Annotated in this window: 22 protein-coding genes and 1 tRNA gene; 14 read left to right on the forward strand and 9 right to left on the reverse strand. The window is 71.0% G+C overall.

Annotated elements, in window-relative coordinates:
• The first annotated feature begins 95 nt into the window (after window positions 1-95).
• The 4 genes from M3677_RS05860 to M3677_RS05875 are packed head-to-tail and all read left to right on the forward strand — an operon-like array spanning window position 96 to window position 5101.
• Window positions 96-1427 (forward strand): D-tagatose-bisphosphate aldolase, class II, non-catalytic subunit, encoded by a 1332-nt coding sequence (locus tag M3677_RS05860; protein WP_251160022.1) that lies wholly within the window; start codon window positions 96-98, stop codon window positions 1425-1427.
• Window positions 1424-2557, forward strand: a complete 1134-nt coding sequence (locus M3677_RS05865; RefSeq protein ID WP_209684547.1) for an SIS domain-containing protein — start codon at window positions 1424-1426, stop codon at window positions 2555-2557. Before M3677_RS05860 ends, M3677_RS05865 begins: the two co-directional genes overlap by 4 nt.
• On the forward strand, window positions 2554-3537 hold the full coding sequence (locus tag M3677_RS05870; RefSeq protein ID WP_251160023.1) for an N-acetylglucosamine kinase: 984 nt from the start codon (window positions 2554-2556) through the stop codon (window positions 3535-3537). The genes M3677_RS05865 and M3677_RS05870 overlap by 4 nt, the downstream gene beginning before the upstream one ends.
• A gap of 58 nt (window positions 3538-3595) precedes the next feature.
• Window positions 3596-5101: a glycoside hydrolase family 36 protein gene (locus M3677_RS05875; protein ID WP_251160024.1), complete on the forward strand. Its 1506-nt coding sequence runs from the start codon at window positions 3596-3598 to the stop codon at window positions 5099-5101.
• Between the two features lie 21 nt (window positions 5102-5122).
• Here the strand turns inward: M3677_RS05875 and M3677_RS05880 are convergent, their stop codons facing one another.
• On the reverse strand, window positions 5123-6052 hold the full coding sequence (locus M3677_RS05880) for an NADP-dependent oxidoreductase (RefSeq protein ID WP_066657609.1): 930 nt from the start codon (window positions 6050-6052) through the stop codon (window positions 5123-5125).
• Window positions 6053-6157: 105 nt separating this feature from the next.
• Between M3677_RS05880 and M3677_RS05885 the strand changes: the two genes are divergently transcribed.
• The 3 genes from M3677_RS05885 to M3677_RS05895 all read left to right on the forward strand — a co-directional run bounded on the left by M3677_RS05885 (window position 6158) and on the right by M3677_RS05895 (window position 8511).
• The gene (locus M3677_RS05885; protein WP_066651500.1) at window positions 6158-6670 is read left to right on the forward strand and encodes a MarR family winged helix-turn-helix transcriptional regulator; all 513 of its coding nucleotides are present in this window, start codon (window positions 6158-6160) and stop codon (window positions 6668-6670) included.
• A 993-nt stretch (window positions 6671-7663) separates the two neighbouring features.
• Entirely contained in the window at window positions 7664-7993 is a 330-nt protein-coding gene (locus M3677_RS05890) for a hypothetical protein (protein ID WP_066651492.1), read from the forward strand.
• Window positions 7994-8322: 329 nt separating this feature from the next.
• Window positions 8323-8511, forward strand: a complete 189-nt coding sequence (locus M3677_RS05895; protein WP_066651491.1) for a hypothetical protein — start codon at window positions 8323-8325, stop codon at window positions 8509-8511.
• A gap of 38 nt (window positions 8512-8549) precedes the next feature.
• Here M3677_RS05895 and M3677_RS05900 read toward each other — a convergent pair whose 3' ends face one another.
• The 3 genes from M3677_RS05900 to M3677_RS05910 form a co-directional block, all read right to left on the reverse strand.
• Window positions 8550-8936 carry a hypothetical protein gene (locus M3677_RS05900; RefSeq protein ID WP_144411198.1) on the reverse strand — a complete coding sequence of 129 codons (387 nt, stop codon included), beginning with the start codon at window positions 8934-8936 and terminating at the stop codon, window positions 8550-8552.
• 20 nt (window positions 8937-8956) lie between these two features.
• Window positions 8957-9478 carry a hypothetical protein gene (locus tag M3677_RS05905; protein ID WP_066651486.1) on the reverse strand — a complete coding sequence of 174 codons (522 nt, stop codon included), beginning with the start codon at window positions 9476-9478 and terminating at the stop codon, window positions 8957-8959.
• A 624-nt stretch (window positions 9479-10102) separates the two neighbouring features.
• A tRNA-Ser gene (locus tag M3677_RS05910) sits at window positions 10103-10192 on the reverse strand.
• A gap of 140 nt (window positions 10193-10332) precedes the next feature.
• On the opposite strand from M3677_RS05910, the gene M3677_RS05915 reads away from it, so the two are divergent.
• A complete protein-coding gene (locus M3677_RS05915; RefSeq protein WP_251160025.1) occupies window positions 10333-11388 on the forward strand; it encodes an SGNH/GDSL hydrolase family protein in 1056 nt (351 codons plus the stop codon).
• Between the two features lie 9 nt (window positions 11389-11397).
• Window positions 11398-12759 carry a DNA repair protein RadA gene (gene radA / locus M3677_RS05920; RefSeq protein WP_066651439.1) on the forward strand — a complete coding sequence of 454 codons (1362 nt, stop codon included), beginning with the start codon at window positions 11398-11400 and terminating at the stop codon, window positions 12757-12759.
• A gap of 151 nt (window positions 12760-12910) precedes the next feature.
• Here radA and M3677_RS05925 read toward each other — a convergent pair whose 3' ends face one another.
• A complete protein-coding gene (locus M3677_RS05925; RefSeq protein ID WP_066651438.1) occupies window positions 12911-13294 on the reverse strand; it encodes an SseB family protein in 384 nt (127 codons plus the stop codon).
• 343 nt (window positions 13295-13637) lie between these two features.
• On the opposite strand from M3677_RS05925, the gene M3677_RS05930 reads away from it, so the two are divergent.
• The gene (locus M3677_RS05930; protein ID WP_022904520.1) at window positions 13638-13844 is read left to right on the forward strand and encodes a cold-shock protein; all 207 of its coding nucleotides are present in this window, start codon (window positions 13638-13640) and stop codon (window positions 13842-13844) included.
• Window positions 13845-14193: 349 nt separating this feature from the next.
• Here M3677_RS05930 and M3677_RS05935 read toward each other — a convergent pair whose 3' ends face one another.
• Window positions 14194-14343, reverse strand: a complete 150-nt coding sequence (locus M3677_RS05935) for a hypothetical protein (RefSeq protein WP_158407719.1) — start codon at window positions 14341-14343, stop codon at window positions 14194-14196.
• A gap of 158 nt (window positions 14344-14501) precedes the next feature.
• On the opposite strand from M3677_RS05935, the gene M3677_RS05940 reads away from it, so the two are divergent.
• Window positions 14502-15233: a DUF3800 domain-containing protein gene (locus tag M3677_RS05940; protein ID WP_251160026.1), complete on the forward strand. Its 732-nt coding sequence runs from the start codon at window positions 14502-14504 to the stop codon at window positions 15231-15233.
• Window positions 15234-15346: 113 nt separating this feature from the next.
• On the opposite strand, the gene M3677_RS05945 is transcribed toward M3677_RS05940, so the two are convergent.
• Complete coding sequence (locus M3677_RS05945) at window positions 15347-16045, reverse strand: hypothetical protein (RefSeq protein ID WP_251160027.1); 699 nt, start codon at window positions 16043-16045, stop codon at window positions 15347-15349.
• 135 nt (window positions 16046-16180) lie between these two features.
• Complete coding sequence (locus M3677_RS05950; RefSeq protein ID WP_209684599.1) at window positions 16181-16723, reverse strand: amino-acid N-acetyltransferase; 543 nt, start codon at window positions 16721-16723, stop codon at window positions 16181-16183.
• 110 nt (window positions 16724-16833) lie between these two features.
• On the opposite strand from M3677_RS05950, the gene M3677_RS05955 reads away from it, so the two are divergent.
• Window positions 16834-17286, forward strand: coding sequence for an SRPBCC family protein (locus M3677_RS05955; RefSeq protein WP_066651432.1), 453 nt, complete (start codon window positions 16834-16836; stop codon window positions 17284-17286).
• A gap of 98 nt (window positions 17287-17384) precedes the next feature.
• The gene (locus M3677_RS05960; protein ID WP_251160028.1) at window positions 17385-18203 is read left to right on the forward strand and encodes a hypothetical protein; all 819 of its coding nucleotides are present in this window, start codon (window positions 17385-17387) and stop codon (window positions 18201-18203) included.
• 314 nt (window positions 18204-18517) lie between these two features.
• Here the strand turns inward: M3677_RS05960 and M3677_RS05965 are convergent, their stop codons facing one another.
• A complete protein-coding gene (locus M3677_RS05965; protein ID WP_066651428.1) occupies window positions 18518-21034 on the reverse strand; it encodes an ATP-dependent Clp protease ATP-binding subunit in 2517 nt (838 codons plus the stop codon).
• 167 nt (window positions 21035-21201) lie between these two features.
• On the opposite strand from M3677_RS05965, the gene M3677_RS05970 reads away from it, so the two are divergent.
• Entirely contained in the window at window positions 21202-22134 is a 933-nt protein-coding gene (locus tag M3677_RS05970; RefSeq protein WP_066651419.1) for an NAD(+)/NADH kinase, read from the forward strand.
• Window positions 22135-22165: the final 31 nt, after the last annotated feature.

Below are 22165 nucleotides of genomic sequence, written 5' to 3' on the forward strand. Positions count from 1 at the left end.
TGATCGGTCGTTGCCGACACTGGGTCCGGACGCGGCGCCGGACGGTGCCGCGTCGGCAGCGCCGCCGACCGCGGCGCACGCACCAGGAGAACCACGTGAACCCCATCACTGCGCTCGTCGCTCGCCACCGTGCCGGATCCGGTGAGGGCATGTACTCGGTCTGCTCGGCGAACCCCTACGTCCTGCGGGCCTCGATGCGCCAGGCGCTCGAGGACGACGCGCCCCTGCTCGTCGAGGCGACCTCCAACCAGGTCGACCAGTTCGGCGGGTACACCGGCATGACCCCCGCGGACTTCCGGGCCGCGGTGCTCGACCTCGCCGAGGCCGAGGGCTTCCCGGCCGACCGGCTCGTCCTCGGCGGCGACCACCTCGGCCCGAACACGTGGCAGGACCGCCCGGCCGCCGAGGCGATGCCGCTCGCCGTCGACCTCGTCCGTGCCTACGTCACCGCCGGCTACACGAAGATCCACCTCGACTGCAGCATGCCGCTGCAGGGCGAGGTCGCCCCGCTGACCGACGCGGTCGTCGCCGAGCGGGCCGCCGTGCTGCTCGCCGCCGCGGAGTCCGCCGCCACCGACGCCGGGATCGACCGCGACGGCATCGTCTACGTCATCGGCACCGAGGTCCCGACCCCCGGCGGGGCGAAGGAGACGCTGCACGACCTCGAGCCGACCCCGGCGACGGCCGCGGTCGGGACGCTCGACGTGCACCGTGCGGCGTTCGAGCGCGCCGGCCTCGCCGACGTGTGGCCGCGCGTCGTCGCGCTCGTCGTGCAGCCCGCGGTGGAGTTCGACCACCTGCAGGTCATCGACTACGTGCCCGAGGCCACGACCGCGCTGCAGGAGGTCATCGAGGCGACGCCCGGACTCGTGTACGAGGCCCACTCGACCGACTACCAGACGCCCGAGGCGCTCCGTGCCCTGGTCGACGACCACTGGGCGGTGCTCAAGGTCGGCCCCGGCCTGACCTTCGGGCTCCGCGAGGCGTTGTTCGCCCTCGACGCCGTCGAGGCGGAACTCGTCCCGGACGGCAGCGCGGTCGACCTGCGCAGCGTCGTCGAGCGTCGGATGCTCGCGGAGCCGGACCGCTGGGAGCGCTACTACGAGGGCGACGCGCACGAGCAGCGCATCGCCCGCACCTACAGCTACAGCGACCGGATGCGCTACTACTGGCCGGACCCGGAGATCACCGCCGCGACCGAGGCGCTCGTCCGCAGCCTCGACGCGGTCGGCATCCCGCTCCCGCTGCTGAGCCAGTACCTGCCCGTGCAGTACGAGCGGGTCCGCGAGGGCCTGCTGCCGAACCGTGCCGAGGACATCGTGCTCGACCGCGTCCGCGACGTCCTGCGTCCGTACGCCGCCGCCGTCGCCCCGCGCGCGCAGGCCACCGGTACGGTCACCACCACCACCAGCAAGGAGTCCCTGTGACCACCACCGCCCCCGTCCGCGCCGACGAGACCGCGACCCACCGCGAGATCCTGCAGCAGCCCGACAGCTGGCAGCGCCTCGTCGCGTCGCTCGACGACCGCCGTGCCGCGCTCGACGCCTTCCTGCAGCCGCTGCTCGCCGACGAGGACCTGCGCATCGTGCTCACCGGGGCCGGCACCTCGGCCTTCGTCGGGGACATCGCGAGCGTCGACCTGCGCCGCCACCTCGGCCGTCGCGTCGAGTCGATCGCCACGACCGACATCGTCGCCGACCCGCACGGCTCGCTCGGCGACCCCGGCCGGGTGCTCCTGGTCTCGTTCGCCCGCTCGGGCAACAGTCCGGAGAGCGTCGCAGCGACCCGCGTCGTCGACGACGTCGCGCCCGGTGCGCACCACCTGGTCGTCACCTGCGACCCCACGGGCGCCCTCGCCCGCGAGCACCGCGGGCAGGACCGGTCCTTCGTCCTCGACATGCCGGCCGAGACGAACGACACCGGCTTCGCGATGACGTCCAGCTTCTCCACGATGCTCCTCGCCGTCCTCCTGGCCTTCCGGCCGGAGCTCGTGGCCGGTACCGGCGCGCTGGTCGCGGCGGCACGGACGATCGCCGGCCTGGAGGCACGGATCGCCTCGCTCGCGGAGGGCACCGAACGCGTCGTGTACCTGGGCAGCGGAGCGCTGCAGGGCCTGGCACGCGAGTCGGCGCTGAAGCTGCTCGAGCTCACCGCCGGCGGGGTCGTGTCGTTCTTCGACACCCCGCTCGGCTTCCGGCACGGCCCGAAGGCCGTCGCGGGTGCGCACACCCTGGTGGTCGTCTACGGCTCGTCGGACCCGTACACGGCGCGGTACGACGCGGACATCCTCCGGGAGCTCCGCGCGGACGGAGCCGTCCGGGTCGTCTCGGTCGGCGGGGACGCGGACGACGAGCGTTCCTTCCCGCTCGACGACCTGGCGGGCCTCGACGACGCGTTCCGCAGCGTCGCCCTGGTCGGCTTCGCCCAGCTCCTCGCCCTCGCCACGTCCGTCGCGCACGGGTGCACGCCGGACAACCCGTTCCCGGGCGGCACGGTCAACCGCGTCGTCCAGGGCGTGACCATCCACGACCACCGCGCGGGAGCTGCACGGGCATGACCGTCTTCCTCGGCATGGACGGCGGCGGCACCAAGACCGCGTTCCTGCTCACCGACGGCGAGGGCACCACGCTCGCCGAGTCGCGGCAGCCGGCCTCCTCATGGTTCGACGCGGGGACCGGTCTCGTCGGCGACGTCGTCCGTGCGGGCGTCGACGCGGTGACGTCGGCGGCCGGCATCGCCCCGGCGGACATCACGTTCGCGCACTTCGGCATCCCCGGTCACGGGGAGTCGAGTCGTGACACCCCCGTGCTCGACGCCCTCCCCGCCGACGTGCTCGGACACGACCGGTACTCCTGCGGCAACGACATGGTCGGCGGCTGGGCCGGATCGCTGGCCGGCCGCGACGGCGTCAACGTGATCGCCGGCACCGGGTCGATGGCCTACGGCGAGCGCGGCGGCACCGCGCACCGCGTCGGCGGTTGGAGCGAGGTGTTCGGCGACGAGGGGTCCGCGTACTGGGTCGCCGTCCAGGGGCTCAACGCCTTTTCGCGGATGGCGGACGGCCGACTCCCCCGGGGTCCGCTGCACGCACTCGTGCGCGAGCGGGTCGGGGTGACCGAGGACCTCGACCTGATCGGCGTCGTCATGGACGAGTGGGGCGCGGACCGCGGGACCGTCGCCGACCTGGCGAGGGTGGTCGTCGCGGCCGCCGACGCCGGCGACGACGCTGCTGCCGACGTCCTGCACCGCGCCGCCGCGGAGCTCACGACCCTGGTCGGCACGACGGTCCGCGCGCTCGGCTTCCCCGCCGGCGAGCCGGTCCCCGTGTCGTACTCCGGCGGGCTCTTCCGGGCGCCGCGGTTCCGCGAGGCGTTCGCCACCGCACTGCTCGCCGAGGACACGACCCTCGAGCTCGTCGAACCCCGACACGATCCGACCGTCGGCAGCGTCCTGGTCGCGATGCGCCGGGCCGGGGCACCGATCCCCGAGCGGTTCACCGCGGAGACGGTCCCGGCCACCTCCAGCGCCGCCCGCTGACACCACGCACCGACACCAGGCATCGACACCACGCACCGACACCACGAGGAGACCACCCGTGCAGTACACGTTCGAGTTCGACGGCCTCCGGGTGCCCGCGAACGTCTCCGGACCACCCCGCCGGACGGCGGACGGGTGGCTCGTCCCGGCTGGCCCCGTCGCGCTGCTCCACCCCTTCGGGCACCGCGCCGAGTTCTACCGGCACGGCTGGAACTCGTGGAGCCCGAGCGGGTGGACGCGGGTCGACGGCGACACCATCGGGATCAAGGACAGCCCCGAACGCCTGCTGACCGCCGACGACGCCGCGAACGAGACACCGCACGCGCACTCCGGCAGCGCGGTGGGTGCGGTGACCGGTCCGGACGGCGGCACCCTCCTCGTCGGGGCGCTCGGGCTCGGCACCCCGCGGGTCGGCGCCGACGGCAACGTCCTGTGGGCGTCGAGCGAGCAGGACGACGCGGAGTGGTTCGTCGCGTACGGCGCCGAGCAGGACGTCTTCGCCGCGTACGCCGACCGGGTCACCGAGCGGCTCGGTCGCCGGACGGCCCGCGCCGGCACCGTGTGGAGCAGCTGGTACTCGTACCACGAGGACATCACCGAGGACCGGATCGCGCGGGCGGCCGCCGACCTCGAGGGCTACCCGGTCGACGTCTTCCAGCTGGACGACGGGTGGGAGCCCATCGTCGGCGACTGGACGGCGGGGCCCGACTTCCCGAGCGGGATGGCGGCGACCGCACGGACCATCGCGCGCCACGGCTTCCGTCCGGGCATCTGGCTCGCGCCGCTGATAGCCCTGCCCGGCTCGACGATCGCCACCGAGCGCCCCGACCTGCTCGTCGCGGGTGACGACGGCCGTCCGCTCGTCACCGGGCACAACTGGGGGTCGCACTACCACTCGCTCGACACGACGAACCCGGAGGTGACCGACCACCTCCGCGGGGTGTTCGACCGGATCACCGCGGACGGCTACAGCTACCTGAAGCTCGACTTCATGTACGCCGGGGCGATCGCCGGGCACCGACACGTCGACCTGCCCCGCGAACAGGTCTACCGGCAGGCGATCGAGCACATCCGAGCCACCGTCGGCGACGACGTCTACCTGCTCGGGTGCGGGGTCCCGATGATCCCCTCGGTCGGGGTGTTCGACGGAGCCCGTGTCGGACCGGACGTCGCGCCGTTCTGGGACAACGCCGAGCGGGTGGGCGACCCCTCCGGCGAGGGCGCCCGCAACGCGCTGGTGTCCTCGGTCCACCGGGTGTGGATGCGGCGGCTGTACGAGGTGGACCCCGACTCGGTCTACTTCCGCAGCGAGCGGAACCTGCTCGGCGCCGACGAGCGTCGGGCGCTGCAGGACACCGCGGCGGTCCTCGGGTTCCGGTCGACGTCCGACCCCGTCGACTGGCTCCGACCGGAGGAGCGTTCCGAGGCCGCGGACTGGCTCGGCGGGAGCGCCGTGGTCGAGCAGGTCGGCCGGTACGTCTTCCGCCTCGACGACCGGGTGGTCGACCTCACCCCGTACGTCACGGGCGAGCACGCGGTCGACGCGGCGTCCTTCATCGGCTGACCGGCCGGCGGTCGTCGTCCCTCAGACGGTGACGACGACCTTGCCGGCGATCCGCCCGGCCGCGCCCTCGGCGTGCAGCGCCGGGAGGTCCTCGAGCCGGATGCGCCGGGTGACCTCGACCGTCAGCTGCCCGGCGTCGACGAGCGCGACGAGCTCGGCCAGGCGCCCGCGGTCCGGCAGGACGAACACCGTGGCGGCGCGGACGCCCCGGGACTCGTCGTCCGGCGTCGCCATGAACGCCGTGGTGCTCACCACGACCCCGCCGTCACGCACGGCGGCGACGAGCGCCCGGAACTGCTCCGGCTCGATCGGCGCGAGGTTCAGCAGCACGTCGACCGGCTCGTCGACCGCCGCCAAGACGTCGGTCGTGGTGTGGTCGATCACCTGCTGGGCCCCCGCGGCGCGGACCGCGTCGGCGCTCCGCGGGCTCGCGGTGGCGACCACGTGCACACCGGCACGGACGGCGAGCTGGATCGCGTACTTCCCGACCACGCCACCGGCGCCGTTGATCAGCACGCGCTGGCCCGCCTCGAGGCGACCCTCGTCGAACAGTGCCTGCCATGCCGTCAGCGCCACCGACGGGAGTGCCGCGGCGTCCACCAGCGGGACGCCCGTCGGGGCGGCGACCAGTGCCTCCGCGGGTGTGACGACGTACTCGGCGGCACCGCCGTCGCGTTCCATCGGCAGGAACCCGACCACCGCGTCGCCCACGGCGAGGCCGTCGACGCCCTCGCCCAGCGCGGCGACCGTGCCGGACACGTCGTAGCCGGGAACGTGCGGCAGCTGGACCGGGATCGGCAGGAACCCGCCGCGCATGCCGTTGTCGGCGGCGTTGTAGGCGGAGGCGGTGACCTGCACAAGCACCTCGCCCGTGCCCGGAACCGGGCGCTCGACGTCCTCGATCCGCAGGACCTCCGGACCGCCGACCTCGTGGAACCGCACTGCCTGCATGGTGTCCTCGTTCATGATGTTCCCCTTCATTGTTTGCTTCCAATTCGAAGCGATGGGTCGACCGTACACCTGCTTCGAGTTCGAAGCAACAGGTAGGATCGGGGCATGGACTCTCCCCCGTCGGCGCTCACCCCGACCCAGCTCGGCGCGTACCTGTCGTTCACCGAGGTCGCGGCCCTGCTGCGCCCAGCCGTCGAGCAGCAGCTCCGCGACGCCGGCGAACTCAGCTACGTGCAGTTCCAGCTGCTCGCCCGGCTGGGCGATGCGCCGGACGGGCGGCTGCGGATGACCGACCTGGCGGACGGGGTCGTCTACAGCCGGAGCGGGCTCACCTACCAGGCACAGGTGCTCGAGCAGCGCGGGCTCGTCACGCGGGGACCGTCACCCGACGACGAGCGGAGCACCGTGGTCTCCCTCACCGACGCCGGGCGCGACGCGCTCGCCACCGTGCTGCCCGGGCACATCGCGACGGTGCACGGACTGCTGTTCGCGCACATCAGCGACGACGACGCCGCGCAGCTGGGGGACGTCCTCGGGCGGATCAGCGGGCACCTGCGGCAGCACCCGCCGCGGTCGGCGGGGCGGGTGCGGCGGAAGACGGCGGGCGACTCGACGTGACGACGGCCGGACGGGAGGCGCGGGGCGGGCTGCCCCCGCGCCTCCCGTCCGCCAGTGGCGAGCCGACAGGCGTCCGGTCCGGCCCGAACAGGGGCCCGCGGTGGTCCGGGCCGCCTCAGCAGCCTCGCCGCGTGGAGCACCTGCCGATGAGGACGTCCGTGCACGTCGTGCGGGCGCAGATACGGACAGGCGGGTCGCTCGAGGCGGCGCGTCCGCTGGTGGGACCTCGCCGTCGACACGGCACTGGCGATCGGTGCGCAGGACGACCGCTCCTCGGACACCGGGGTGGCGCCCGACCGTCTCCGTCGCCGACGTGCGCAGCGCCAGACGGGGCGCTGTGGCTCGGTGCGAGCCTCTCGATCCTGGCGCTCGTGGCCGGGGTCGGCAGCTGGGTGACCCCGACGCCCGAGCCGGACCGGCCTCAGGCGGTCCTCCTGGACGCGGCCGCCGAACCCCTGCCGACGCCCACACCGACCACGACGTCGACACCGACCGGTGGCGCACCCCGCGGCGCGCGCGGTCTCCCCGTCGCACCGTTCACCGTCGAGGGCGGGGCCGTGCGCATCGCGCAGTTCGACGAGGAGGACGCGTGGGCGGCGATCTGCGAAGCGGCCATGGGCGACTCCGACTGCCTGGCGTGGGGCATCGTCGCCTCGATCGAGTGCGACCTGCTCGTGAGGAAGCTGGGGAGAAGGCGCGCATCGCGGCATACGGTGCAATCTCTTGTGACCGACCAGCTGGCAGCATGGACAGCTGGACGGGGAACAGCATCGCATTCGGTGCCATCCCGCTCGTTCGCTCCTGTTGCTCCTCGAACGACTTCGTCTGCCAGGTCGGGAGTACGGCGAGCTTCGGACCCTCCGACTCCTACAACGAGGACACCAAGATCCGCTCGGATGCGTCGAGCTTCCTCCGGAACGTCATCACGGATCCCCAGCGGCGATTCGCTGACGAGTCGGAGCTCGGTCAGGATCGAGCAAGCGAAGGGATGAAATGACCACCTCACTCGGGCGGGACGTGACCTTCATTCTCCTGAACGTCGTAGCGGTGGTCACGGCGACGTTCGTCTGGTTCATCTACCAGTTCGCCCTCATGGTCTACACGCCCTGCGGGGGAACGGAAACGTGCTCAGAGGGCGCGCAGCAAGGAATCTACATCGGCTTCCTCATCGCAGAGCTCCTGAGCATCGTGCTCCCGCTCTGGGGAGGTCTTTCTCGTCGCAGGAAGGGCGTGAGCTTCTGGTGGCTCCCGCTCATCTCGATCGTCTGCGTCATTGCGGCGCTGGTGCTGTCCTGGCCACTCAACCTGTGGGCGGCGTCCTGAACCGAGGTTCGACGCCTGCGGCGTCCCGCGGCCCGCGTCGACGCTCGCGTCGAGCCCCGCCATCCGCCGGCGGTCCTGGTGTCTGCGTCGTCGCCCCTCCTCGTGCACGATCATCGCGCCACACCAGTGTCGGCGCATGGGCTTCTGGGGCAGACGCAGCGCGCTCCACTGAACGTCCGAGCGCTCGTCGCCATCGCGCTGATCGTCGTGACGGGAGGCGTGGTCTGGCCCCCGCGGCGTTCGATCTTGCCGCCCGCACACCGCCCTCCCAGTTCGACCACGACGCAGAGGACACGCCGCCCACCTCGGAGGATCGCGCCATCGCTACTGTGCAGGCTGTCGCGCTGATCGGGACCCCGCCCGCGGCCGTGGTCGCCCTGGTCATCGCGACGAGTTCACTCCGGCTCTGGAAGGAACAGGCGTCCGCGATCATCGCGACCAGTCTCGTGAGCCTTGCAGCGCTGACCGGCGTCGCCTTCGTCTGGATCGGCATCGGCACACTGGTGTTCTTGACCTAGCACGCGCGGCGGTCGGGCCTGCACCCCGAAGCGGTCCGTCATGAGCTCAGGATCTCCAGGACGGCGAGCACTGCGAGAACGACACCCGCGACGGAAGTGGTGACCCCAGCTACTGTGACCGTCTGCGCGAAGGTGTGGACCGCACCCTGGGCGCAGAAGCGGTCGATGGCCGATACGGCCAGCATCGTCGCGGCCATCGCCACGGGGACAGTCGCCATCCAGATCAGGGCGAGAGCCCGCCGCGCCGCCCAGACACCCGCCGGATGAGCGTGCAGGACGCCGCGGAGACGCTCAGGGTCGGCCTCCCATGCCGCGTCGATCGGAGCCACGTACCGGTAGGCGAGGACGCAGGCCATGATCTGCGCGATGAGGACGACGAGGGCTGCACTCGGCAGGATCCATGTCAGCCTCGAGGCACCGCGCACGCTCGGGCTCCGCGAGGCGCTCACTTGTCGAGGAAGTGGCCGAGGTAGACGTACGAGCCGCCCGAGCAGGCCCCTCCGAGCTGGAGCCACTGGTCGGCTCCGAGTGCCGCCGCTCGATGCACCTCGAGGTCCGTGGGCTGCTTGTCGGACCAGTCGCGGCGTTCGGGGTGGTCGGAGGGTGTGCGCGGGACGAAGCCGTCGGCCTCGGCCGCGTCGAACACCCGCTGCGCCTCCGGTACGCACGCCACCGCCCACGATTCGTCCGCCTTGAACATGTCCCGGCTCCCGGAGGAGACGAGTCGTGTTCCTGCCGGGAGGCTGATCCCGACCATCTGCTCGACGGCAGAACGCGAGAGCTGGCTGCACTCACCGCCGAGCGGGCTGCAGGTGCTGCCGTCCGCGGTGTGCGAGGGCCCGAGCGTGCGCTGAGCTGCGGTGCCGACGGCGGCGAGCACGCCGATGACGAGCGCTCCGGCCAGGACCAGCAGGCCCGCGAGCGTGACGAGCAGTCGCGTCAGGCTCGGACCGCGTACGTCTTCCACGCGGCCACCCTAAGCGGCAGGGTCACCGCCGACCACGAGGGTCCTCGTGGATGTGTCCCAGGGGCCACGACCGGGACCATCAGCTCAGGCCGGCCTGATCGCGACCCCCTCGGTACCCGTCGACGTCGCCGGTCTGGATCGCGCCGGTCACGCCAGCGTCGAGCTCGTCCTGGAGCACGCCCGACCGCGGCGCCAACGAGCTGGCGCGTTGCCGGGAAGCCCGACGAGCTCGAACTCGCCCTCACCGGTCTGGATCGTGAGCGTGCCGGTGGCCGGATCAGCGTCTGCGTGCAGGAGCCCGCCGGGGCGCCCACCCAGATGTGCGCCGGCAGCGCCGGTGGCAACGGGAACGGCACCGCACGGGCGGGCTCCTCAGCTGCGCGGTCGGGGATCTCGCTCGACGTCCCACTGCGCCGGGTCACGAGCACGAACGCGGCCGTCCGCGCCGCGGGCCCGTTCTGCACCGCGGAGACGATCGCCGGCACAGGGTGCGGCAGGTCCTCGAAGCCGACCTCCACCTCGAGGCGGTCGATGATCAGCAGGTCGTCGCGATCGAGGACCTCGGCGGCTCGACCGATTCCACGTGAGAAACAAGAAGACCCCCGCGTGAACGGGGGTCTTCTGTGGCGGTACCGGTGGGATTTGAACCCACGGTGGAGTTGCCCCCACACATGTTTTCGAGACATGATCCTTCGGCCGCTCGGACACGGTACCGGGAAAGAGTTTACACGACTCCGGCGGTGCTCACGACCACCACCGGCCGCTCCCCTTCACAGCCGGCGCTGTCCCGCCGTCCATCCACGGGCCAGCCTCGGCAGAGCCCAGGGTGAGCGAGCCCGCGTACGGTCTCCGGCATGAAGACCCGCACCCTCGTCGCCCTGCTCACCTCCGTCATCGGCGGGCTCGCCGTCGTGGGCGGTGGCGCATTCGGCGCCCGAGCGGGGATCCGCGGGCAGCGAGCCGCATCCCAGCGCGTGGTCGACATGCTGCCCGTGCACGCCGACTGGTGGCGGGAGCGCCTGCAGCACGAGGGGCAGCTGACGTACCTCGCGATCGGCGACTCCGCAGCGCAGGGCGTCGGCGCGACGGCTCCCGGCCGGGGGTACGTCGGGCTCCTGGCCCGCCGCATCCGGCACCGATCGCGCATGTCGGTGCGGGTGGTGAACCTCAGCGTCTCGGGCGCGACGACGTGGGGTGCGAAGCACGACCAGCTCCCGAAACTGCGGCAGTACTCGCCGGACGTCTGCACGGTGTCGATCGGGGCGAACGACATCGCGGACTTCCACCCGGACAAGTTCGAACGGAACATCCGCGCGATCTACAGCGCTGTGCCGTCGCACGCGATCGTCGCCGAGCTCCCGTGCATGTTCGTGCCCGACCGCGAGCGCAAGGTCGCCGTGGCGAACGACATCGTGCACCGCGTCGCCGCCGAACTCGGGTTGACCGTGGCGCCGCTCCACGTCATCACGAAGCGCGTCGGGCTCCGTCGGACGTTCTTCAACAGCTACGGCGACCTGTTCCACCCGAACGACCGCGGGTACGAGATCTGGGCGAGCGCCTTCGAGCCTGCGGTCGATGCCCGTGTGGACACCGTCGCCGCGATCCGGCACTACCTGTCCGCACGTGAGGCCGAGGACCTCGGTCGCGAGGCCGGCGCCGTCGCGAGCGCCCGGGCCGAGCAGGACGTCGAGCACGCAACGGAGCTCGACCACGGCGGCCGACCCGGTCGCGTGGAGCGGCTGCGGCAGCGGATGACGGGCGGCATCCCCCTGCCCGAGCAGCCAGGCGGCCACGACCGGACGCCCGCGCACGACGAGGACGACGAGCGCGGCGCCGACGACGAGCACGGCGAGGACACCGATCACGGCCGGCACGCTCCGCGGCACCGCGGTGTCGGCGGGGCGCTCTAGCCTCGAGCCATGGCGCGCACCCAGTCCCTCTACCGCTGCACCGAGTGCGGGTGGACCAGCATCAAGTGGGTCGGCCGCTGCGGTGAGTGCCAGGCGTGGGGCACGGTCGAGGACACGACGGCGGCCGCGGCGAGCTCGCGCGGGCCCGCTGCCGTCTCCGTCGCTGGAGCGCGCGTGGCCCGACCGATCACCGAGGCCCGCGGAACGGGGGTCCAGCGGTGGACGTCCGGGATCGGCGAGTTCGACCGCGTGCTCGGCGGCGGCATCGTGCCCGGGGCCGCCGTACTGCTGTCCGGCGAGCCGGGCGTGGGCAAGTCGACACTGCTGCTCGAGGTCGCCTCCCGTGCGGCAGCGACCGGCAAGCGGGTCCTCTACGTCAGCGCCGAGGAGTCAGTGGACCAGGTCCGACTCCGCGCCGAGCGCACGAACGCCATGCACGACCAGCTCTACCTGGCGAGCGAGGTCGACCTCGGCGTCATCCTCGGCCAGATCGACCAGGTGCAACCGGACCTGGTCATCGCCGACTCCGTGCAGACGATCTCGTCGAGCACCGTGGACGGCATCGCCGGCGGCACCTCCCAGGTGCGCGAGGTCGCCTCCACGCTCATCCGGGTGGCGAAGGAGCGGTCGCTGCCCGTCCTCATCGTCGGCCACGTCACGAAGGACGGCACGATCGCGGGTCCGCGACTGCTCGAACACCTGGTCGACGTCGTCTGCCACTTCGAGGGCGACCGGCAGACCGCACTCCGGTTCGTCCGGGCACTCAAGAACCGCTTCGGCCCGACGGACGAGGTCGGCTGCTTCGACATGGCCGGCGACGGCATCCACGAGGTCCCGGACCCGAGCGGCCTCTTCATGTCGCGGAACGGCACCCCGGTGTCGGGCACGTGCGTGACCGTGGCACTCGAAGGACGCCGTGCGCTCCCGGTCGAGGTGCAGGCGCTCGTCGTGCCGAGCTCCGCACCGCAGCCGCGCCGGGTCGTGAACGGTGTCGACGCGTCACGCGTGGCGATGCTGCTCGCCGTGCTCGAACGACGCGCCGGCCTCAAGCTGTCCGATGCAGACGTCTACGTCTCGACGGTCGGCGGGATGAAGCTCACCGAGCCGGGCGCCGACCTGGCGATCGCGCTGGCCCTGGCGAGCGCTGCGCGGGACCGTCCGTACCCGCACACACTGGCGGCGGTGGGCGAGATCAGTCTGGCCGGCGAGATCCGTCCGGCGACGGGCGCGAAGCAGCGGGCGAACGAGGCCTCGCGGCTCGGGTTCACGACCGTGCTCGGCGCGGACGCCGAGCACCTGCGCGAGGCGCTGCGCGTCGCGTTCTCGCTGACGCAGTCGGTCCGTGAACGCGAGCTCGACCGCGCATTCTGACCGGAACCGGCACCGACGGCCCTGACCGGACCGGACCGGACCAGCTCTGACCGAACCGGACCAGGCCGGACCGGACCGATCGCCCGTGGCGAGCCGCAGGACGGGCGCGCGTCGCGCCTCCAGAGCGAACCGACGCCGCCCAGGCCCGCGCCTACGCGCGGAGCGCCGCCAGCAGGTCCGCCGGTGCCGCCTGCATCGTGTGTGGCCCGGCGATGTCGAAGAACACGCCCTCGAGCGAGTCGAGGTGCGCCGCCAGGAACTCGTCGAGCCGCGGCCCGTCGTAGACCATGACCTGGCGGACCTTCTCGTCCGGCACCATCGCGGTGTACGCATCGGCGGACGAGAAGAGCAGCAGGATGCGCTTGTCCGAGCCCTCGCGGCCGAAGACGCGGACCTGCATGTCCTTCTTGCCGGTGACGAGCCGGGGGACGATCACGATGTCGTTCCGCAGGGCGAACGCGACCGCGGCGACGTCCTGCTTCGCGAGGGCCTCCTCGAGCTGCTCGCTCCGGAAGCGCTGTTCCTTGTCTGCCATCACCCCTAGTCCACCAGATCTGCACGCCGACGGCGAACAGGAACGGCTGCGAGGCGGAGATCCTGCACAGAAGTGGGCGCTGCCTCTTCCATTGCGGCCACAGCACGGTAGGTTGGTCTCAACCGCTTCGGCGGGAGTCCATCGTTCTTCCGGTGCTCTGCACCTTCGAGCGCCATCGGTCACTGATCTTCCCAGGTCGCCTGGCCCCGAACCCGTCCCACCGGCCCATGCCCGCGGGACGCACTGATCTGACGACAACCGTCGGTGGATCGGCGGCAGCAAGAGCCGTCTCGCAAGACAGGCAACGAACGTGGCCTGGCAAGAAAGTTAAGGAAACGCCATCATGGCAACTGGCACCGTCAAGTGGTTCAACAACGAAAAGGGCTTCGGCTTCATCGCTCCGGACGACGGCAGCGCCGACGTCTTCGCGCACTTCTCCGCGATCGCTGGCAACGGCTACAAGTCGCTCGAGGAGAACCAGAAGGTCGAATTCGAGATCACCGAGGGCCGCAAGGGCCCGCAGGCCGAGAACATCTCGGTCATCGGCTGACCTCAGCTGCTCGGAACGGGCTCGTCGTCTTCGGACGGCGAGCCCGTTCGCATGTCCAGGCGGCGTCGCTTCCGGGCAGCGCCGCCTCGGGTCAGCGCCACCTCCGGACAGCCTCGCCCCCAACAGGCGCTGCTTCCGCGCAGCGCCGCTTCCGGACAAATCGCTAGACGCCCTAGCAATGTGACGTAGCGTGGTGGCATGACTTCCACGCACCACGGACCGGAAGACAGCGCGCAGCCGTTCGACATGCAGACGTTCCTCGACGACTTCATGACCGGACTCGAACCGGGTTCAGTCGAGGAGCAGCTCTAGGAGGAGGTGCGGGAGCAGCCCCTCGGCAGCAGCGCCGCTACTCGCTCCGGACGCCGTCCGACCAGATCGTGTCGTCCGCGGGCTCGAACAGACCGCGCTTCGCGCGCTTCCGGAGCCCCTTGAGTGTCGCGATCTTCACCGGCTCGACGCCGTGATCACGCTCGTAGGCCGAGGCTGACTCCCGCACGATTCCTTGATCCGACACTCTGTCAGCATGACGCAGCGTGGACAGCTCCCGGCGCGGAGTGCGTCACTCGGATGACGTGCCGGGCGCGCCGCAGCCCCTCGAGACGCAGACCATCGGCGCACGAGCGCAAGGGACGCCTGCTGATATGCTGCCGTTTCATGGGGAGCGGCTTCGTGGTCTACGTCGACGAGAGCGGGGACCACAGTCTCACCAGCATCAACCCGGACTACCCGATGTTCGTGCTGGCCTTCTCGATCTTCCCCATCGACCTCTACGTCGACCGGATCGTACCGCTGGTGCAACGCCTGAAGTTCGACTTCTTCAACCACGACATGGTCGTGTTGCACGAACGCGAGATTCGCCAGTCGAAGCCGCCTTTCGACATCCTGCTCAACGCCGAGACGAGGGCGGCCTTCATGAGCCGCATCGATGAACTCTTCGAAGAACGGTTCGGCGTCGTGGCCACGGCGATCAGGAAGACCGAATTCCGGGATCGCGTCGGGCTGGACACCAGCCCGTACCACGTGGCACTCGAGTACGGTCTCGAGCGGGTCTTCCTCCAGCTGCAGGCTCGGGGCGTCTCCCGCCGCGAGACAACGGTCGTGTTCGAGAGCCGCGGACGGTTGGAGGATCGAGAGCTCGAGGACGAGTTCGACCGCATCATGCGACGAACCAAGATGCGCGGCATGCCCGAGACCTTCCGCTTCTGCATCGCCCACAAACAAGCGAACAGCACCGGTCTGCAGCTGGCTGATCTCGTAGCCAGGCCGATCGGCACCCACCTTCTGCACCCGGACAGGACGAACCGGGCTTGGGAACGAATCCTGCAACGGATGCCGAAGTCTCCGAGCGGCTCCGTCGCTGGGTGGGGACTGAAGGTCTACCCCTGAGCAGCGGGACCCCGCTCCGGACAAGCGAAAACCCCCGGCAGAGCCGGGGGTCGGACGCCGATCGGGCATTCCCAATCCACTTGCGTTCAGGCTAGCACGCGCGGCGTATCAGCTCAGTTCAGCACGAACTGCGCCGACTCCTTCGACTCCAGGTCCCCCACCGACACCTGCAGGTGGTAGCTCGCCCCGCCACCGGGCACCGACGGCCGAGCACCGTCGCACGTGGTCGTCGACGAGCGCGTGCGGTCCCAGGCGATCGCCGGCGTGGTGAGCTCCTGCCCCGCCTTGATCGTGACGTCCTGGTTCGTCCCGCCCGTCTGGCAGTCCTTCGACGACCAGTACTGCTCCTGCCCGGAGCTGATCGTCAGGACCTGCTGCGCCGAGCCGAGGTCCAGGTGGCACGAGTCGGAGCCGGTGTTCGTGATCGACATCGCGATCTGCGGGTCCTCGGTCGGCCCGTAGGTGCCCTTGTCGACGACCGGCGTGAGCTCGATCTGGTCCTCGGAGCACGTCGTGGCGTCACCGGAGGCCGAAGCGGGTGCCGCGGCGGACGCCGACGGGGCTGACGAGGAGCCGTCACCAGCGGGAGCGGACGCCGCCCCGGACGCGGCCACGGAGCCGTCGGACGCGGCTCCACCACCAGCCGACGGCGAGGCCCCCGGCGCCGACGCGGACGAGGCCCCGCTCCCCCGCCCGACCACGATCAGCACGACCACCACGACCACGAGCAGCAGCACGCCGGCGACGAGCACGCGACGACGCCAGTAGACACCGGACGACTCGGGTCCGACAGGGTGACGGAACGACGACATGCGCACAGGGTAGGGCGAACGGGTCTCTCCGCAGCGACGCGACGCCGATGCGTCACCGAACGCGTCAGCAATCCACAGGCAGCGGATCGCCGGTCAGTGGCCCCCGACCGAAGGATCCCGGTCAGCGGATCCCGGTCAGAGGATCTTCAACATGCGGGTGTTGCCGAGCGTGTTCGGCTTCACCCGGGCGAGGTCGAGGAACTCCGCGACCCCCTCGTCCGACGAGCGCACGAGCTCGGCGTACACGTCCGGTGACACGACCTGCTCGCCGATCTCCAGGTACCCGTGCTTCGCGAAGAACTCGACCTCGAAGGTCAGGCAGAAGATGCGGGCGACGCCGAGCTCCCGGGCGTCGTGCTCGAGCGCCTCGAGCATCCGGTGGCCGACCCGCTTGTGGATCCAGTCGGCGTCGAGCGCGAGCGTGCGGACCTCGGCGATGTCGTCCCAGAACACCGCGAGGGCACCGCAGCCGATCGGCGTGCCGTCCGGCCCCTCGGCGATCCGGAACTGCTGGATCGAGCCGTAGAGCGCGACGTTCTCCTTGCCGAGCAGGATGCGCCGGTCGACGTACGGAGCGATGAGCCGCTGGATGTGCGGCACGTCCGAGGCCAGGGCCGGGCGCACCCGGATGCCGTGCTCGTCCCGCTCGTCGAACGCGTGCTTGCCGTTGCCACTCATCCCGTCGAGCATACGGCGCAGCAGGGGGACACTGCCCTGGGGAGCCTCCAGCCGGAGCGGCATAGCGTCGGTCACGAACCCGAAGAGCACGACGAAACGAAGGAGCGACCATGCCCCAGATCATCGAGACCGTCGACGTCAACGTCCCCGTCCGCCAGGCCTACGACCAGTGGACCCGGTTCGAGGAGTTCCCCCACTTCCTCGACGAGGTCGAGAAGATCGTCCAGGTCGACGACAAGACCACCGACTGGACCGTCAAGGTCGCCGGTCAGGAGCGCGAGTTCCGCGCCGTCATCACCGAGCAGCACCCGGACGAGCGCGTCGCGTGGACCGTCAAGGACGGCGACACCGACCACGCGGGCGTGGTCACGTTCCACAAGCTGTCCGACAACGAGACCCGCGTCACCGCGCAGATCGACTGGGAGCCGTCGGGCTTCCTCGAGAAGCTCGGCTCCGCGGTCGGCGTCGGCGGGCACGCGGTCAAGAAGGACCTGCAGAACTACAAGGAGCGCGTCGAGAACGCCCCGACCGAGCCGGGCTGGCGCGGCGACGTGCAGGCCTAGGACCCCGCAGCACGACGGACGGGAGGCGCGGTGCCGGCTGGCACCGCGCCTCCCGTCCCGCTGTGGGCGGGACCGCACGCACACGTCACCCTGGCAGGGTGGACACCATGCAGCTCGTCCGCACCGCCGTCACCGGCACCGTGATCGCCACCGCCGGCAGCGTCGCCCTCGGGGCCGCCGCCGCTCGCCGGCTCCTCCGCCCCGCACCGTTCGTGCCGCCGGAGTCCGAGCTGGTGTACGCCGACGAGCGGTCCGTCCCGGGCGCCGAACCGGACGGCGTCGTCGGGCGCACCCACGTCGTCCACGTGCACGGGCAGTCGCTCGGCCCGCAGCAGGTCCTGCGTGGCCTGCGCGTCTGGCGGGAGCTCGGCGCCTCCAACCAGGTGGTCGACACGTCCGACCTGCCGCTGCGCTCCCTCGATCCCGCCGCGGTCGATCGCGTCGCCGCCGCCGCGCACGCCGCGCGTGCCCGCGGCGCCGAACGGGTGGTGCTGCAGGGTTGGTCCGCCGGCGCCCTCGCTGCCTCCGCCGCGGCGGCACGCACGCCGGTCGACGGCATCGTCGGGGTCGCACCGCTCCTCGACGTCCGGTCGGCCCTGCGCGGCGCCGTGACGACCGCGCGCTTCCCGGCGGCCGTCGGTGTGGTCGCGGGACGGATCGCGACCACGCCGGGTCTCAGCCGCCTCGCCGGGGTGCCCTACCCCCTCACGGTCACCCGCTGGCAGGACGACCGCACGCCGACCCTCCTGCTGCACTCGACGGCCGATGCCCTGGTGGCAGCGGCCGACGTCGAGACGCACCGCGCCCGCGGAGCCCGGGTCGAGACCTTCGCGCACGCCCGGCACACGCTCGAGTGGAACGAGGACCCGGAGCGCTGGGAGCGCGCCGTCAGGGAGTTCGCCGCGACGCTCGGCTGACGGACACTCACCGGAACGAGAAGTGGCCCCGGTCGGGGGGAGACCGGGGCCACTGACGTCCGACCTGTTGGGGGAACCAGCCGGACGTCGGTCGCGAGGTGTTGGGGGGAACCCTCGCACGAACAACGGTACCCCCCGCCCGGGGGTCGCGTCCGCAGCGCACGCCGGAACCCGCACACGGATCCGCGACCACGAACGGACGGGCGCACCCCGCTTGGTGCAACGCGAAGCGTTGCGCGGGGTGCGCCGACCGAGCTTGCGAGGGAGGCGCGGTGCCAGCCGGCACCGCGCCTCCCGTCCGAGTGGAACCGGTCCTAGGACTCGATCTCGCCCTGCGGGGTCTCCGCGGACTCGACTGCGGGAGCCCCGGCGAGGACCTCCTCGCGACCCGGCTGACGCCCGGTCTCGAAGTCGAACTTCCCGTCCACGAAGTCGACCTTCACGTGGTCGCCCGCGTTCAGCTCACCCTGCAGGATGTGCTCGGACAGCTGGTCCTCGACCTCGTGCTGCATCGCGCGACGCAGCGGACGAGCACCGAGTGCCGGGTCGAAGCCGACCTTGATGAGCTGCTCCTTGGCGGCGAGCGTCAGCTCCACCGTCATGTCGCGGTCCAGCAGGCGGTCCGCCAGGCGCTTCACGAAGAGGTCCACGATCTGCAGCAGCTCGGACTGCGAGAGCTGCGGGAACACGATCGTGTCATCGACACGGTTCAGGAACTCGGGCTTGAAGTGCTTCTTGAGCTCCTCGTTCACCTTCGAGCGCATGCGGTCGTAGCCGACGGCCGAGTCACCCTCGACCTGGAAGCCCACCGGGCCACCCGCGATGCCCTGCGAACCGAGGTTCGTGGTCATGATGATGACGGTGTTCTTGAAGTCGACCACGCGGCCCTGACCATCGGTCAGACGACCCTCTTCGAGGACCTGCAGCAGCGAGTTGAAGATGTCCGGGTGGGCCTTCTCGATCTCGTCGAACAGGACCACGGAGAACGGCTTGCGGCGCACCTTCTCGGTGAGCTGGCCGCCCTCCTCGAAGCCGACGAACCCGGGAGGGGCACCGAACAGTCGCGAGACCGTGTGCTTCTCACCGAACTCCGACATGTCGAGGGAGATCAGCGCGCCCTCGTCGTCGAACAGGAACTCGGCGAGCGCCTTGGCGAGCTCGGTCTTCCCGACGCCCGTGGGGCCGGCGAAGATGAACGAGCCCGAGGGGCGGTTCGGGTCCTTCAGACCGGCACGGGTGCGGCGGATCGTCTTCGAGAGGGCCGAGATGGCTTCCTCTTGACCGATGACGCGCTCGTGCAGGGCCTTCTCCATGAAGACGAGACGCGAGGTCTCCTCCTCCGTGAGCTTGAACACCGGGATGCCCGTGGCCTGCGCCAGGACCTCGGCGATGATGCCCTCGTCGACGGTGCCGGACGCGGCGACGTCACCCGCACGCCACTGCTTCTCGAGGCGGAGACGCTCGCCGAGGAGCTTCTTCTCCTCGTCGCGCAGGCTCGCGGCCTTCTCGAAGTCCTGCTCCTCGATCGCGGCTTCCTTCTGTCCGCGGACCGTCGAGATCTTCTCGTCGAACTCGCGGAGCTCCGGCGGCGCCGACAGGATCGACAGGCGGAGGCGTGCGCCGGCCTCGTCGATCAGGTCGATGGCCTTGTCCGGCAGGAAGCGGTCCTGCACGTAGCGGTCCGCCAGGTTCGCCGCGGCGACGATCGCGCCGTCGGTGATGGACACCTTGTGGAACGCCTCGTACTTGTCGCGGAGGCCCTTGAGGATGTTGATCGCGTGCGGCAGCGACGGCTCGTTGACCTGCACCGGCTGGAAGCGACGCTCGAGTGCGGCGTCCTTCTCGAAGTGCTTGCGGTACTCGTCGAGCGTGGTCGCACCGACCGTCTGCAGCTCACCGCGGGCGAGGAGCGGCTTGAGGATCGACGCGGCGTCGATCGCGCCCTCGGCAGCACCGGCACCGACGAGCGTGTGGATCTCGTCGATGAAGACGATGATGTCGCCGCGGGTGCGGATCTCCTTCGTGACCTTCTTGAGGCGCTCCTCGAAGTCACCGCGGTAGCGGGACCCGGCGATGAGCGACCCGAGGTCGAGCGAGTAGAGCTGCTTGTCCTTCAGCGTCTCCGGGACGTCACCCTTGACGATCGCCTGGGCGAGGCCCTCGACGACCGCGGTCTTGCCGACGCCCGGCTCACCGATCAGGACGGGGTTGTTCTTGGAGCGGCGGGAGAGGATCTGCATGACCCGCTCCATCTCCTTCTCGCGCCCGATGACCGGGTCGAGCTTGCCGTCGCGCGCCGCCTGGGTGAGGTTCCGACCGAACTGGTCGAGGACCTGCGAACCCTGCTGGGCGTTCTGCTGCTGCTCGCCGCCGACGGCGACCGCTTCCTTGCCCTGGTACCCGGACAGGAGCTGGATGACCTGCTGACGGACGCGGTTGAGGTCCGCACCGAGCTTGACGAGGACCTGGGCGGCGACGCCCTCGCCCTCGCGGATGAGGCCGAGCAGGATGTGCTCGGTCCCGATGTAGTTGTGGCCGAGCTGCAGCGCCTCGCGCAGGGACAGCTCGAGCACCTTCTTGGCGCGCGGCGTGAACGGGATGTGCCCGGTCGGCTGCTGCTGGCCCTGCCCGATGATGTCCTGGACCTGCTCGCGGACGGCATCGAGCGAGATGCCGAGCGACTCCAGCGCCTTGGCGGCGACGCCCTCGCCCTCGTGGATGAGGCCGAGGAGGATGTGCTCGGTGCCGATGTAGTTGTGGTTGAGCATCTTCGCTTCTTCTTGAGCGAGGACGACAACACGACGGGCTCGGTCGGTGAATCTCTCGAACATGTGCTCTCCCTTGCCGGGCTCGTGGGAGCTCGGTGACGTACATCGAGACTAACCAGCGGACCCCCGCAGGGCTGCCCCTGTTCGCCGTGGGCGTGACCTCTCTTCGCCCGGTGGCCCGCGACCTCCGCACCTGCCGTCGACCAGGCCCGGACGGTTACGATCTGGGCATGGAGCAGCCTGTCGTCGGACTCGTCGTCCACCCCACCAAGAACGTGCAGGAGTCGATCGCGACCCTGCAGGGGTGGAACGCCTCCGGACTGGGTCGGCTCGTCGCCCGGCGGGCGGACGCCCAGCGCATCGGCGGCGACGTCGAGGTGATCGGCGACGACGACTTCACCGACCAGGTCGACCTCGTCGTCGCGCTCGGTGGGGACGGCACGATGCTCGGTGCGATGCGGCTCGTGGCGAAGCGCCCGGTGCCCGTGCTCGGTGTGAACTACGGCAACGTCGGCTTCCTGGTCGAGATCGAACCGCCCGAGCTCGAGGCCGCCCTCGACCGGTTGTCCGCCGGCGAGTACCAGCTCGAACCGCACCACGCACTCGAGGCCCGGCTGTCGTGGGGTGGCGCGCGGACGGACTACCTGGCGTTCAACGACCTGACGATCGTGCGACGGCCGGGAGCCGGGCAGGTGTCGGCCGACCTCAGCGTGAACGGGCTCGGCTACGGGTACTACCGTGCGGACGCCATCGTCGCCGCGACCCCCGCGGGGTCCACCGCGTACAACTACGCGGCCGGCGGCCCCGTGCTCTCCCCGGCGCTCTCCGGCTCCGTGGTGACGCCGGTCGCCCCGATGGCGGGCATCGACCGCGCCGTGGTCCTGGCGGCACGGGAGCGCTACCGCTTCGACATCGCCGAGGGGACCCGGAGCGCGGCCCTCGAGGTCGACGGCCTCGTCGTGGGCGAGGTCGCCACCGGCGCGCAGATCGACATCCGACTGCGGAAGGACGCCGGCAGCGTGGTGCGCCTGGACGCCGAGCGGCACGGACGTACCGGCCGGGTGAAGCTCAGCCTGCTCGACCTGCCGGTCCGCCCGGACCAGCTCATCGAGCTCATCCCGCAGGACCTGCGCCAGAAGCTCGGCCGCGAGATCGAGGACTAGCACCCCAGGCAACGACAGGGCGGGACTGCTG

Origin of the sequence: Curtobacterium sp. P97 (genome assembly GCF_023712445.1) — a bacterium.
Taxonomy (GTDB): Bacteria; Actinomycetota; Actinomycetes; order Actinomycetales; family Microbacteriaceae; genus Curtobacterium.